The sequence below is a fragment of the Streptomyces sp. NPDC056160 genome (genome assembly GCF_042268205.1).
Classification (GTDB): domain Bacteria; phylum Actinomycetota; class Actinomycetes; order Streptomycetales; family Streptomycetaceae; genus Streptomyces.
In genome coordinates this window covers 1-13,616 of the sequence record NZ_JBHJUW010000013.1, presented here as the reverse complement: position 1 = coordinate 13,616, position 13,616 = coordinate 1, and the positions used below count along the sequence as shown (strand labels likewise).

The following is a 13,616-nucleotide window of genomic DNA, read 5'->3' as shown; positions in this document are numbered from 1 at the left end:
GCGGAGCCGATCGGTCACGACGCACGCTAGGCAGCCGGGGCCGTGGCGCCGGACAGCACACGGCCCCGGGCCGCCGTTTCCCACTCGAACGGACGGCTCCGGGGCCGGTGATGATCATCTGATCGGAGGTACGCGCCTCAGCGGGTGCTCACCGTGACGCGTCGGTCACAGCTTGGTCCAGGCCTCCGTCAGGACCGCGCGCAGGATCTGCTCGATCTCGTCGAAGGTCTCCTGGTTGGAGATCAGCGGCGGGGCGAGCTGGACGACCGGGTCGCCGCGGTCGTCGGCACGGCAGTACAGGCCGTTGTCGTACAGCGCCTTGGAGAGGAAGCCGTACAGGACGCGCTCGGTCTCCTCGTCGTTGAAGGACTCCTTGGTGTTCTTGTCCTTGACCAGCTCGATGCCGTAGAAGAAGCCGTTGCCGCGGACGTCGCCGACGATCGGGAGGTCGTGCAGCTTCTGCAGCGTGGACAGGAAGGCGCCCTCGTTGTCCAGTACGTGCTGGTTGAGGCCCTCGCGCTCGAACAGGTCGAGGTTGGCCAGGCCGACGGCGGCGGAGACCGGGTGGCCGCCGAAGGTGTAGCCGTGCAGGAAGGTGTTGTCGCCCTTGTAGAACGGCTCGGCCAGGCGGTCGGAGATGATGCAGGCGCCGATCGGGGAGTAGCCCGAGGTCATGCCCTTGGCGCAGGTGATCATGTCCGGGACGTAGCCGAACTTGTCGCAGGCGAACATGGTGCCCAGGCGGCCGAAGGCGCAGATGACCTCGTCGGAGACGAGCAGCACGTCGTACTGGTCGCAGATCTCGCGCACGCGCTGGAAGTACCCGGGCGGCGGCGGGAAGCAGCCGCCGGCGTTCTGCACCGGCTCCAGGAAGACGGCGGCGACCGTCTCCGGGCCCTCGAAGAGGATCTGCTGCTCGATCTGGTCGGCGGCCCAGCGGCCGAAGGCCTCGGGGTCGTCGCCGAAGATCGGGGCACGGTAGATGTTGGTGTTCGGGACCTTGTGCGCGCCCGGGACCAGCGGCTCGAAGGGGGCCTTCAGGCCCGGCAGGCCGGTGATGGACAGGGCGCCCTGCGGGGTGCCGTGGTAGGCGACCGCACGCGAGATGACCTTGTGCTTCATCGGCTTGCCGGTGAGCTTGAAGTACTGCTTGGCGAGCTTCCAGGCGGTCTCGACGGCCTCGCCGCCGCCGGTGGTGAAGAAGACCTTGTTCAGGTCGCCCGGGGCGTAGTCGGCGAGGCGCTCGGCCAGCTCGACGGCCTTGGGGTGGGCGTAGGACCAGACCGGGAAGAAGGCCAGTTCCTGGGCCTGCTTGAAGGCGGTCTCGGCCAGTTCGGTGCGGCCGTGGCCGGCCTGGACCACGAACAGGCCGGCCAGACCGTCGAGGTAGCGCTTGCCCTGGTCGTCGTAGATGTAGGTGCCCTCACCGCGCACGATGGTCGGCACGGGGGAGTTCTCGTACGAGGACATGCGGGTGAAGTGCATCCACAGGTGGTCGTACGCGGTACGGCTGAGGTCCTTGCTCACGGTTATCGGGTTCCCCACATGTAGGTCTGCTTCTTGAGCTTCAGGTAGACGAAGCTCTCGGTGGAGCGCACGCCGGGAAGGGCCCGGATGCGTTTGTTGATGACGTCCAGCAGGTGGTCGTCGTCCTCGCAGACGATCTCGGCGAGGATGTCGAACGAGCCCGCGGTCATCACCACGTACTCGACTTCCGACATGTCAGTCAGCGCGTCCGCGATGGCCTCGACATCGCCCTCGACGTTCACCCCGACCATCGCCTGCCGGCGGAAGCCCACGGTGAGCGGGTCCGTGACGGCGACGATCTGCATGACGCCCTGGTCCAGCAGCTTCTGCACGCGCTGGCGCACGGCCGCCTCGGAGAGGCCGACGGCCTTGCCGATCGCCGCGTAGGGCCGGCGGCCGTCCTCCTGGAGCTGCTGGATGATGGCGAGGGAGACGGCGTCCAGCTGGGGGGTGCCGTTCCCGTTGCGGGACTCGCGGGACGAGTCCCTCTGCTCTGCGCTTCGACTGGCCACGTCCTCACTCTGCACGACGTCTCGACAGTTCCGCAAGCCCGAAGCGATGAAATTCGTTGTTTATGGCTGCCACTCTTGCGGATTTCGCAGATGTCATGGTGGCGGGGGTGTTGAAAACGTCGGGGTGGCGACTAGGGTGGGTGTCTCAGTGAGTGGACACCTTGAACCAACCCAGGAGGGCCGGCAGTGAGCACCGAGCTGCGTCGTCTGCGCAACTACATCGACGGTGAGTTCCGGGACGCCGCCGACGGACGGACCACCGAGGTGGTCAATCCCGCGACCGGTGAGGCGTACGCGACCGCCCCGCTGTCCGGTCAGGCGGACGTCGACGCCGCCATGGCGGCCGCCGCCGCGGCCTTCCCGGCCTGGCGCGACACCACCCCGGCCGAGCGGCAGAAGGCGCTGCTGAAGATCGCGGACGCCTTCGAGGAGCGCGCGGAGGAACTGATCGCGGCCGAGGTGGAGAACACGGGCAAGCCGATCGGGCTGACCCGCTCCGAGGAGATCCCGCCGATGGTCGACCAGATCCGCTTCTTCGCGGGCGCGGCGCGGATGCTGGAGGGCCGTTCGGCCGGGGAGTACATGGAGGGCCTGACCTCCATCGTCCGCCGCGAGCCGATCGGCGTCTGCGCGCAGGTCGCGCCGTGGAACTACCCGATGATGATGGCCGTGTGGAAGTTCGCCCCGGCGCTCGCCGCCGGCAACACGGTCGTCCTCAAGCCGTCGGACACCACCCCGGCCTCCACCGTCCTGATCGCCGACATCATCGGCTCGATCCTGCCCAAGGGCGTCTTCAACGTCGTCTGCGGCGACCGCGACACCGGCCGCCTCATGGTCGAGCACGAGACCCCGGCGATGGCCTCCATCACCGGCTCCGTCCGGGCCGGCATGTCGGTGGCCGAGTCCGCCTCCAAGGACCTCAAGCGGGTCCACCTGGAGCTGGGCGGCAAGGCCCCCGTCGTCGTCTTCGAGGACACCGACATCGACAAGGCCGTCGAGGACATCGCCACGGCCGGCTACTTCAACGCCGGCCAGGACTGCACGGCCGCGACCCGCGTCCTCGTCCACGAGTCGATCCACGACGCGTTCGTCTCCGCGCTCGCCAAGGCCGCCGAGGACACGAAGACCGGGCAGCCCGACGACGAGGACGTCCTGTACGGCCCGCTGAACAACCCCAACCAGCTCAAGCAGGTCGCCGGCTTCATCGAGCGGCTGCCCGCCCACGCCAAGGTCGAGGCCGGCGGCCACCAGGTCGGCGACAAGGGCTACTTCTACGCCCCGACCGTCGTCTCCGGCCTCAAGCAGGACGACGAGATCATCCAGAAGGAGGTCTTCGGCCCGGTCATCACCGTGCAGTCCTTCACGGACGAGGACCAGGCCGTCGAGTGGGCCAACGGCGTCGAGTACGCGCTGGCCTCCTCGGTGTGGACCAAGAACCACGCCCGCGCCATGCGGATGTCCAAGAAGCTCGACTTCGGCTGCGTGTGGATCAACACCCACATCCCGCTGGTCGCCGAGATGCCCCACGGCGGCTTCAAGAAGTCCGGTTACGGCAAGGACCTGTCGGCGTACGGCTTCGAGGACTACACGCGCGTCAAGCACGTGATGACCTCGCTGGAGGGCTGAGGCCCCGGCGGCGCCACCGCGGCCACCGCAGCCACCGCGGCCCCGGACGGAGGACGGACCGTCCGGGGCCGCGGTGCGCCGTCGTGCGGGATGCCGAGCGAGACGGCGGGCGGGGCGGCCGTGTGCCGGATGCTGAGTGAGACGGCGGGCGGGGCGGCCGTGTGCCGGATGCTGAGTGAGACGGTGCGCGGGGCGGCCCCGTGCCGGATGCCGAGTGAGACGGTGCGCGGGACGCTCCCGCGCCGGATTCGGCGTACGACGGCCCGCGGGATGCCGCCGGGCCGGCGCCCCGGCAGCGGCGGACGGCCGACTCCCGCCGACCGGGCGGGGGAGCGGCCGGACGTGATCGACAAGGTGTCGGGAAGGCCCCGCCGGGCTCGACGGAGCGTCGATTGTCCGGGGCGGGCGCGGGCGGCATGCTGCGGGGATGCCCCGGACTCCGCTGACGCCCCGCACACCGCCGCGCAACGCGCCCGCCTCCTCCCGCCGTTCCCTGCTGCGCGCCCTCGGCTCCACCGCCGCGCTCGGCGCGCTCGCCGGCTGCGGGGTGCCCGCCGCCTACGTCGCTGCGGGCGACCGCTCCGGACCGGACCGATCGGCCACCGACAAGCGGCTGACCTGGTCGAACTGGCCGCTCTACATCGACACCGACGACAAGAACCCGAACCGGCGGCCCACCCTGGAGGCCTTCGAGAAGAGCACCGGGATCTCCGTCGGCTACTCCGAGGAGATCAACGACAACGACGAGTTCTTCGGCAAGATCAGCCCGTCCCTGATGAACCACCAGAAACCGGGCCGCGACCTCATCGTCATCAGCGACTGGATGTGCGCGCGCTTCGTCCGCCTGGGCTGGGTGCAGGAGATGGACCGGGCCCGGCAGCCGAACGTCGCCAAGTACCTGGATCCGCTACTGCGTTCGCCCGCCTTCGACCCCGGGCGGAAGTTCACCGTGCCCTACCAGTCGGGCATCACCGGCATCGCCTACGACCGCCGCCGGCTCGGCCGTGACATCCACCGCGTCTCGGACCTGTGGGCGAGCGACCTCAAGGGCAGGGTGACACTGCTGTCCGGCCTGGACGAGTCCTTCGCCCTGCTGATGCAGGGCAACGGGGTCGACATCAGGAAGTGGACCGCGAACGACTTCCACCAGGTCTGCGACCAGGTGGAGAAGCAGGTCGCCCGCGGCCAGATCCGCCGCTTCACCGGCAACGACTACACCAAGGACCTGGTCAGCGGTGACGTCCTGGCCTGCCAGGCCTACTCGGGCGACGTGATCCAGCTCCAGGCGGACAACCCCGACATCCGCTTCGTCGTGCCCGAGGAGGGCGCCGAGCTGTGGTCGGACTCCCTGATGATCCCCGACCGGGCCGACCACAAGGCCAACGCCGAGCGGCTGATCGACTACTACTGCCGGCCCGACGTGGCCGCCGACCTCGCCGCCTGGGTGAACTACGTCTGCCCGGTCCCGGCGGCCAAGGAGGTGCTGGCCGCCTCCGACGACAAGGAGACGGCCGCCCTGGCCGAGAACCCGCTGACCTTCCCCGACGCCACCATGCGGCGGCGCCTGGCCATCGCCCGCGACATCACCTCCACGGAACGGGTGGAGTTCGCCCGGCGGTGGAACAAGATCGTGGGACTGTGAAGCGAGGCGGGGGCGGGGCCGCCGGAACGCGTCGACGACCCCGCGGGCCGTCTTCCCGCCTGTCTCTGCCTGGATCAGCGGCACAGCGCCGTGTCGACGGCGGCCTCCACCCGCTGGGAGGCCGCACCCGTCGGGGTGGTGGTCACCGTGACGTCGGCGGCACGTCCGTCCTCTGTGACGCCTCCTCGGGTCCGGTATCCCAGGGCGGTTCCGCCGTGACCCCAGTAGACGCCGCCGCATGACAGCGGCGTGCTGGTCAGGCCCAGTCCGTAGCGGACGCCGGGGCCGCGTGACTCCGCGGGGACGGTGGTGCGCATCTGGGCGAGCTGGGCCGGGGGAAGGAGCTTGCCGCCGAGGAGGGCGGTGTAGAAGCGGTTGAGGTCGCTGTTGGTGGAAACCACAGCACCCGCAGACCAGGCCATGGACATGTCCATGGTGGTGTAGTCGATCAGAGGTCCGTCGTCCGTCTCCCGTTCGTAGCCCTTGGGATGGGGCTCGCGGACGGTCGTCTCTCCGGGGGTGGGGAAGTAGGTGTGGCGCAGTCCGATGCGGTCGATGATGCGCCGGTTGATCTCCTCGCCCAGCGGGCGGCCGGTGGCCTTCTGGATGATCAGGCCCGCGACCAGGTAGTTCGTGTTGCTGTACTCCCACTTCGCGCCCGGGGAGAAGTGGGCCTTCTGCGCGAGGGCGCCGTCGATCAGGTCGCGTGGCTCGAAGTACCGGTACCGGACGGCCGGGAAGTCCGCGAAGACGGGGGCGTCCAGGTAGTCGGGCAGGCCGCTGGTGTGCTGGAGGAGTTGGCGGACGGTGATGTGGCGTCCGTCGATGCCCTCGCCGCGCAGCAGGGCGGGCAGGTAGGTGTCGACGGGGGTGTCGAGGGCGATCTTCTTCTCGGCGACCAGTTGCAGGGCGACCACGGCCGTGAAGGCCTTGGTGTTGCTGCCGGCCCGTACCTGGCCGTCCTCGGGTACCTTCGCCCCGGTCTTGAGGTCGCCGACACCGGCGGTGTAGTGACGTATCCGGCCCTTGCGGTCCGTGACGCTCGCCGACGCGGAGGGTATCTGGTCGTCGGCCACCAAGGTGTTGAGGCTGCTTTGGACGGTGTCCGGCTTGGCGGCGGAGGCCGCGGGCGGGAACAGTGCGCCGGTGGTCATGACGGCCCCGGTGAGCACGGCCACGGCGAGCAGGGTCTTACGTCGGCCGCCTCGCGAAAGAGCGGGACGCAACCTCGGCGATACACGTGCGTGCATGGAACAACTCCTGTCGATATAGGGGAACAACGTCGGTGGGTCAGGGAGAAGTGGTCGTGGTGCGACGGGCCTGCCGGTGGCTCGGCCTGTTGGTCGCGGCGCAGGAAGGAACGGCCCTCCTCCCGTGCCCCCGCCCGAGGACGGGGAGCATGGGAGAGGCGGGACCCCGTTCCGCTACGTGATGCGAGGAGACTTTCGGCGGCGCAGCAGCCGGCGGGCGGGCAGCATGACGGCTGCCGTGCCGGACAGGAACACCGTGCCGAGTACGGCCGCGCAGACCGAGGGGGACACCGACAGCGCGGACAGACCGGTCACCGCGCCGCCGAAGGTCAGCAGCGTCACCGCCGCGACCAGGGAGCCGACGACGGCCCCCGTACCGAGGACGAGGCAGGTCTCCAGCCGCAGCATTGCCAGAACCTGGCCGCGGGTTGCGCCGATGAGCCGGAGCAGAGCCAGTTCACGACGGCGGGACGCGGTGGCGACGGCCAGTGTGGTCATGACGCCGATCAGGGTGAACAGGGAGATCGCCGCGACCGCGATCAGCCCGGGCACGCTTTCCCGGCGGGCTTTCTCGGTGAGAGCCGCACTGTACTGTCCGGCGGACGTGGCACGGGTCCCGGGGAAGCGGTCGAGCACCGGTCGCAGGTCGGCTTCTCCCTTCACCAGGAGGTAGTCGTCGTGGCCCGCGTCGGTGACGTGGCCGGCGACCACATCGTGAGGCAGCAGGACATCCCCGAAACCTTGGCCCCGGTCGTAGACGGCTACCACCTCGGGGTGGATCCGGGTCCCGTCGCCGAGCCAGAGGGACACGGTCGAACCGACATCGGCCGGGCCGGCGACGTTCGAACTGAGCGCGACCGTGTTCTCGCCGCGCAGGCCCTTCAGCGAGCCCGCCTTCACGCCCGGGTCCAGGTTCGACAGCGCGCCCAGCAGCCCTTGGGCGGGCAGGGACTGGAGCTGGTCGGCGACCGACATCACCACCAGGGTGCGCTTCACCGCGGTCACGGTGCCCGGCCCGGCCGCCTTCTTCACTTCCTGGTACATGGCCCGGGGCACGCCCGGCCCGTCCGAGACGAGGACGTGGTCCGCGCGCAGACCCGCAGCCGCCTGTGTCCGGGTGGCGTTGACCGCGGTGGTCTGCACGAACAGCTGGCTGGCGCCGAAGGAGAGCGCGAGCGCGATCGGCGTGATGACCGATGCGAGTCGCACGGCCGCGGCTGTGGCCGTGTCGGTGGCAAGCCGCCCCGGGACCGGGGACAGCAGACGCATGATCGGTCCGAGGACGACGATGCCCGCCCGGGCGATCCAGGGGCCCAGCAGAGCCGCGGCCCAGATGAGGGAGAGTACGAGTCCGCCCATGGCCGCGGTCGCCACCTGCCCGCCGAACGCGAACGCGGTGGCGGCCGAACTGAGACCGACGACCAGGAACACCAGGCCGGTGACCATGCGCCAGCGCGGTAGCCGGGTCGGTTCGGTGGAGGTCTCGCTCAAGGCCCTGGCCGGCCGGATCCCGGAGACGCGTCGGGCCGCGAGCCAGGCGGAACCGACTGCGGTGAGGACCGCGAGCGCCAGGGCACCGACGACGGGCAACGGTCCCAGAGCGAGCCCCAGCCCCGGGGGCAGGACGCCCTGTTCGGCCATGAAGCGGTGCAGCAGAGTGCCGAGCCCCAGCGACAGCAGACCGCCCAGGAGCGACGCCGGTACCGCGACCTTGAGTGTCTCGCGGACGATCACCCGGCGGACCTGCCGGGGGGTGGCACCGATGGCGCGCAGGACAGCGAGCTCGCGGGTCCGGTCCCGTACGGACACGTCCAGCAGACCGGTCACGATCAGCAGCACCACCAGGAGGGCGACACCGCCGATCGACGCACAGATGCCGATCAGGTCGAGTCGTGCCGCCGCCACCTGCGGGTTCTCGACGTCGCCGCGGTCCGCGCCGGTCGCGACGAGGAGACCGGGGGCGGCTGCCCGCAGCGACTGGGCGGAGGTCTCCTTCGTGCCGAGCACGACCAGCGCGTCCGCGTGATCGGGGCGGCCGCTGAGAGCCTGTGCCGTGCGCTGGCCGAACCAGACGTCGTGGCCCGCGGCGGACCGGCCGGCCACCAGACCGGTGACCCGGTAGGGCTCCGGCGCCCCGCCGCCGGCCTGCAGGCGGACGGTGTCGCCGACGGCCCTGCCGCTGCCGGAGTCCACCGCGACCTCGTGTTCCGCCCGCGGGGCCCGGCCGGCGCGCAGTTCGACAGCGGTGAGCGCGGTCGCGTCCCAGCCGCGGCCGGTCCGCACGGCCCCGTCGGCGGTGACCACCGGCAAGGAGACGTCCGCGACCACCTCGGTGACTCCCGGTACTTCGCGTACCCGGTCCGCCACCGATACCGGTACCCGGGCCCGTTCCGCCAGTGGCCTGGCATCGGTCTGGTCGTCCCGGACGGTCTCGACGCGCTGGCTCGCGGCGACGACGGCCACGGCGCGCCCATAGCGGTCGACCGATCCGTGCGCCCGTAGCGCGGACTCCAGCAGGACCCCGAACGCGCCCGTCAACGCGGCCGCGCACAACAGTGCCGCCGCCACTCCGGCGGCGATCCCACGCCTCACAGCGTGCCCCAACGGGCCAGGACGGCTGCGGCGGAGGGAGCCGTGAGCTCGTCGACGATGCTGCCCCTGCTCAGGAAGACGACGCTGTCGGCCCAGGCCGCCGCCATCGGGTCGTGGGTGACCAGCACGACCGTCTGCCCCATCTCGTCGACCGCGTCACGCAGCAGTTTCAGGACGTGCTCGGCCGACTTCGGGTCGAGCGCGGCGGTCGGCTCGTCGGCGAAGACGATCTCCGGGCGGGTGACAAGCGCTCGGGCGACCGCCACACGCTGCTGCTGGCCGCCGGACAGAAGTGCCGGAAGCCGGTCCAGATGGTCGGCCATCCCCACCCGGTGGACCACTTCGTCCAGCCAACGCCTGTCCACCTGGCGGCCGCCGAGGGACAGCGGGAGGGTGATGTTGCGCTCGACATCCATCGAGGGCATCAGGTTGTAGCCCTGGAAGACGAACCCGATCCGTTCACGGCGCAGCCGGGTCAACTGCGTCTCGCCGAGCCCGCCCATGTCCAGATCCCCGAGCCGCACCGTTCCGCTGCTGGGCCGGTCGAGGCCGGAGGCGCAGTGCAGGAAGGTGCTCTTGCCCGATCCGGACGGGCCCATGATCGCGGTGAGACTGCCCTTGCGGAACCCCCAGCTGACCCGGTCCAGCGCGGTCACCTCGCCGTAGGACTGGGTGACCTCCTCCAGTGACACGGCGAACGGTGTGGCCCGGGTCGTCGTCATCGGTTGCATGATGGGTCCTTCGGTTCCCTCGATCGGTCAGAACGAGTACCGAAAGTAATCGCGCAAGCCGAGCGGACGGCAGCGGTCTCTCTCCCGGACCGGGGGTGTAGCAGGCTCCACCTGCCAGGTGGAGCGCACACCTGTGACAAGGGAAGACGCGTGAAGTACCGTCTTGCTCCATGGACCTGAAGGCAAGAGCACTCCACAGCCTACGATCCACGCGGTACCTGCTGGGTGGCCTGACTACCGCGCTGCCTTCGCTGGCTGGTTACTGTCTGTTGCCGCTGGTCTGCTTCGCATTGCTCTTCGCGCCGGTCCTGCCGTGGGCTCTCCAGCCGTTGCGCGCCTTGACCGATGCCGAACGCCGACGCGCCGAACGCGTTCTCGGCCGCCCCGTGCGCCGGCCCTACCCGGCGCCCGAAGGCAATGCCTACCAGCGCACGCTCCAACTGCTGCGCTTCCCGGGTACCCGCAAGGACGTGACATGGATGCTGGTTCACGGCACCGTGGGGCTCGTCCTTCCCGTCCTCGTCCTGGGAGTGCTGTTCAGTCTGCTGCTGACGATCTCCATCCCGCTGTGGTGGTGGACCCTTCCCGGCGGAACCCTCACCCTCCTCGCGGCCCCGCTCACCACCTGGATGCAGGCGATCGTCCTGTCCGCGGTGTGTGCCTGGGTCCTGAGCGTCCTCTTCTTCTGGCTGGCCCCCGCCACCGTGAAGCTGGAGACGTGGATCGCCGAGATCATGCTCGGCACCTGGACCGGCGCCGGCCGGCGGATCGAGGAACTGACCGCCTCGCGCGCGGGAGCCCTCCAGGCCCACGAGGCGGAACTCCGCCGGATCGAGCGCGACCTCCACGACGGCACCCAGGCACAACTCGTGGCGGTGGCCATGCGCCTGGCCCTGGCCGACCGTCGCTTCGACAAGGACCCCCGGAGTTCCAGGAAAATGGTGCTCGAGGCCAGGACCACCGTGGACGAAGCACTTGTCCAACTGCGCACCGTCATCCGCGGCATCCACCCGCCGATCCTCTCCGACCGGGGACTGAACGGAGCCATCCGCTCCCTGGCCGCGGGCCGGCCGATCCCCACCACCCTGGATCTGCCCGAGACCGACCGCCGTCCCCCCGCCGCCGTCGAGGCGGCCGCCTACTTCGTCGTCGCCGAGGCGCTGACCAACATCGCCCGGCACAGCAACGCGAGCCGTGCTCAGGTCTCGCTGCGGTACGACGGTCCCACGCTGTGCGTCGTCGTGCGGGACGACGGGTGCGGCGGGGCCGCACCCGGCTCCGCCTCGGGCAGCGGACTTGCCGGGATACGCCGACGGGTCGCCGCCCTGGACGGTACAACGAGGATCGACAGCCCTGTCGGTTCAGGAACGACAATCGAGGTGGTACTGCCGTGCGGATCGTGATCGCGGAGGACAACGTCCTTCTCCGCGAAGGGCTGATTCTGCTCCTGGAGGACGTCGGGCATGAGATCGTGGCCGTCGTGGGAAGCGGGCCCGAGATCGTCCCCGCCCTGCTGGAACACCGGCCGGACGTGGCCGTTCTGGACGTCCGGCTACCGCCCGGATTCCGCGACGAGGGGCTGCGTGCCGCCATAGAGGCCCGCAGACTCATTCCCGGCCTGCCGCTCCTGGTGCTCTCCCAGTACGTCGAGGAGAGCTACGCCGCCGAACTGCTCGGACAGGGCGCCTCGGGGATCGGCTACCTGCTCAAGGACCGTGTGGGCCATATCGAAGAATTCCAGGACGCGCTGGAGCGCATTGCCGCGGGCGGAACGGCGCTGGACTCTGAGGTCGTCTCCCAGCTGATGAGCCGAAAGGACCCGCTCGACACGCTGTCCCCCCGGGAACGGGAAGTCCTCGGGTTGATGGCGCAGGGACTGGACAATCCCACGATCGCCACGGCCCTGTTCATCACCGAACGTTCCGTCAGCAAGCACATCGGCAGCATCCTCGCCAAGCTGAATCTGCCGCCGAGCGAAAGCGGCAGCCGCCGGGTCCGCGCGGTGCTCGCCTACCTGAACGCCTGACCTGCGTCGCGCACGGGTGTAGCTGGCTACACCTCAGGTCCGGGGGGACGGGCCGATGTGCCGGCCGGGGGCGCAGGGAGAAGGTGGACGGCGTAAGAGATCCCACCCCGGCCGCCCATCGGGCCGCCGGGGCGCACAACAGGAGGAACCCCTGATGAAGCCCGTGCTCTGGCTGCTGCTCCTTGTCTCCACGGCGGCGGCGGTCTACGTCAGCACCTTCGCCCACTACACCGGCACCGTGAGGGTCCTGGCCGGAGTCGGTACCGGCGTCGTCCTCGTCGGATCGGCGCTGGGACTGTGGCTGACCAGCGGCAAGAAGTGACCCGTAGCGGCGAGAGCACCTGAGGAGGGGGTGTCCGGCAGCGAGCCGGACACCCCCTCCTCATGCGTGATGCGGGAAACGGACACCACTTCCTGACCCAGGCCGGCGTCGTCACGAGGGGCCCGTACGGGCCCCTCGCTCAGCTGCTGCTCGCGTTCGACGCGCCGAAGAACTCGATCTCGGCGATGGACACCTGCTTGGACGCGGAGGTCTGGTACGCCGACTTGATCGTGAAGCGGACCGAGGTCACCTTGCCGACGCGGAAGGAGCGGGTCTGGGGCCCCGGGCCCTGGTCGAGGACGAGTTCACGGGTCGTGGTCTTGCCGTCGGCCAGCGTGATCAGGGCCTCCAGGCGGTGCGGGAGCGCCGACTTGGAGAGCTGGTCGGCGCGGATGGACTGCCCCGGGGTGATGATCAGGTTCAGCAGCCGCGTCGGCTCGTCGAAGCGTGCCTCGATCCACTGGCCCTGGCCCGACTCGGAGACGCCGGGACCCCACCACGTGTTGTTCAGCTTGTCGAAGGCCAGGTCGGGCTTGTGCCCCGGGTACGAGCGGGAGGCCCTGAACCCGTCGGGAGCGACCGGGGCCCGCTTGGCGAAGTGGTCGCGGGTCGCCTGCACCCCGTCGGGGATCTGTACGGCCAGCAAGATCACCAGGGTCAGCGCGATCGCCGCGCCCAGCCAGGTCAGCACGCGGTCGAAGGCGCGGCGCAGCCGGGGGCGGTCGCCGGCCCACGGCGCCTCGCGGTTGCCGCCCCGCGTCAGCCGCCGCCACCACGGCAGCCGCGCCGGCGCCTGCCGGTCACCGGCCATCGGCATCGCGCACCGCGTGCAGTAGTGCCGGTCAGGGCGGTTGCGGGTGGCGCACCAGGGGCACGGGAGGCCGCCGTCCGCGCCGAGTTCCTCGCCCGGGGCCCGCACGGACTGCGGGCGCTGGGCGACGGGACGGCCGGGCAGCACCGGCGCGACGGAGGGCGTCGGCGCGGGCTGGGCCTCGGGGTCGGCGACCGGGATGAGCAGGCGCCGCGCCCGGTCCGCCGGGTCCTCCGGGGTGCCGTGGGCCGGGGTGGCCGGGGCGGCCGACGGGGTTCCGCCGGCGGGCGGGGCGTAGGTGGGCCCGGAGGGGGCGGCGGGGGCCGCCGGGGGAGTGGCGGCGGGCGGTGCGGCCGGGTCGGCGGCGGCGGCCGGGTCCGAGAAGTACTGCAGCCCCGGTGACATGTTCGGCAGGGTGTCGTCCTCGCGGGAGCGGGGCGGCTCGCTCCAGCCGCGCTCGTCCGGCGCGGGAGCCGGCCCGGCGGCCGGGGCGGCCGGGGCGGCCGGTTCGGCACCGGCGCCTTCCGGGCGCGGGGAGCCGGGCCACTGCGGCACGTCCGGGGCGGGCACCGCGTCC

At 70.8% G+C, this 13,616-nt stretch carries 11 protein-coding genes; 5 read left to right on the top strand and 6 right to left on the bottom strand.

Annotation, left to right across the window (positions count from 1 at the left end; genetic code table 11):
- Positions 1-165: 165 nt before the first annotated feature.
- Both ACFC02_RS07055 and ACFC02_RS07050 read right to left on the bottom strand, forming a co-directional pair.
- The gene (locus tag ACFC02_RS07055; protein WP_376353345.1) at positions 166-1,545 is read right to left on the bottom strand and encodes an aspartate aminotransferase family protein; all 1,380 of its coding nucleotides are present in this window, start codon (positions 1,543-1,545) and stop codon (positions 166-168) included.
- Complete coding sequence (locus ACFC02_RS07050) at positions 1,530-2,054, bottom strand: Lrp/AsnC family transcriptional regulator (protein WP_376353342.1); 525 nt, start codon at positions 2,052-2,054, stop codon at positions 1,530-1,532. The genes ACFC02_RS07055 and ACFC02_RS07050 overlap by 16 nt, the downstream gene beginning before the upstream one ends.
- Before the next feature lie 171 nt (positions 2,055-2,225).
- Between ACFC02_RS07050 and ACFC02_RS07045 the strand changes: the two genes are divergently transcribed.
- Positions 2,226-3,665, top strand: coding sequence for a gamma-aminobutyraldehyde dehydrogenase (locus tag ACFC02_RS07045; protein WP_376353340.1), 1,440 nt, complete (start codon positions 2,226-2,228; stop codon positions 3,663-3,665).
- A gap of 427 nt (positions 3,666-4,092) precedes the next feature.
- Entirely contained in the window at positions 4,093-5,307 is a 1,215-nt protein-coding gene (locus ACFC02_RS07040; protein WP_376353337.1) for a PotD/PotF family extracellular solute-binding protein, read from the top strand.
- A 74-nt stretch (positions 5,308-5,381) separates the two neighbouring features.
- Here ACFC02_RS07040 and ACFC02_RS07035 read toward each other — a convergent pair whose 3' ends face one another.
- The 3 genes from ACFC02_RS07035 to ACFC02_RS07025 form a co-directional block, all read right to left on the bottom strand.
- Entirely contained in the window at positions 5,382-6,557 is a 1,176-nt protein-coding gene (locus ACFC02_RS07035) for a serine hydrolase domain-containing protein (RefSeq protein ID WP_376353335.1), read from the bottom strand.
- Between the two features lie 174 nt (positions 6,558-6,731).
- The gene (locus tag ACFC02_RS07030) at positions 6,732-9,149 is read right to left on the bottom strand and encodes an FtsX-like permease family protein (protein WP_376353332.1); all 2,418 of its coding nucleotides are present in this window, start codon (positions 9,147-9,149) and stop codon (positions 6,732-6,734) included.
- Positions 9,146-9,871, bottom strand: a complete 726-nt coding sequence (locus ACFC02_RS07025; protein ID WP_376353329.1) for an ABC transporter ATP-binding protein — start codon at positions 9,869-9,871, stop codon at positions 9,146-9,148. Before ACFC02_RS07025 ends, ACFC02_RS07030 begins: the two co-directional genes overlap by 4 nt.
- A gap of 179 nt (positions 9,872-10,050) precedes the next feature.
- Between ACFC02_RS07025 and ACFC02_RS07020 the strand changes: the two genes are divergently transcribed.
- The 3 genes from ACFC02_RS07020 (at position 10,051) to ACFC02_RS07010 (ending at position 12,228) form a co-directional block, all read left to right on the top strand.
- Entirely contained in the window at positions 10,051-11,283 is a 1,233-nt protein-coding gene (locus ACFC02_RS07020) for a sensor histidine kinase (protein WP_376353326.1), read from the top strand.
- Positions 11,271-11,906, top strand: a complete 636-nt coding sequence (locus ACFC02_RS07015; protein ID WP_376353324.1) for a LuxR C-terminal-related transcriptional regulator — start codon at positions 11,271-11,273, stop codon at positions 11,904-11,906. The genes ACFC02_RS07020 and ACFC02_RS07015 overlap by 13 nt, the downstream gene beginning before the upstream one ends.
- A 154-nt stretch (positions 11,907-12,060) precedes the next feature.
- A complete protein-coding gene (locus ACFC02_RS07010; RefSeq protein WP_376353321.1) occupies positions 12,061-12,228 on the top strand; it encodes a hypothetical protein in 168 nt (55 codons plus the stop codon).
- Between the two features lie 139 nt (positions 12,229-12,367).
- Here the strand turns inward: ACFC02_RS07010 and ACFC02_RS07005 are convergent, their stop codons facing one another.
- The gene (locus ACFC02_RS07005) at positions 12,368-13,609 is read right to left on the bottom strand and encodes a zinc ribbon domain-containing protein (RefSeq protein WP_376353513.1); all 1,242 of its coding nucleotides are present in this window, start codon (positions 13,607-13,609) and stop codon (positions 12,368-12,370) included.
- Positions 13,610-13,616 lie beyond the last annotated feature (7 nt).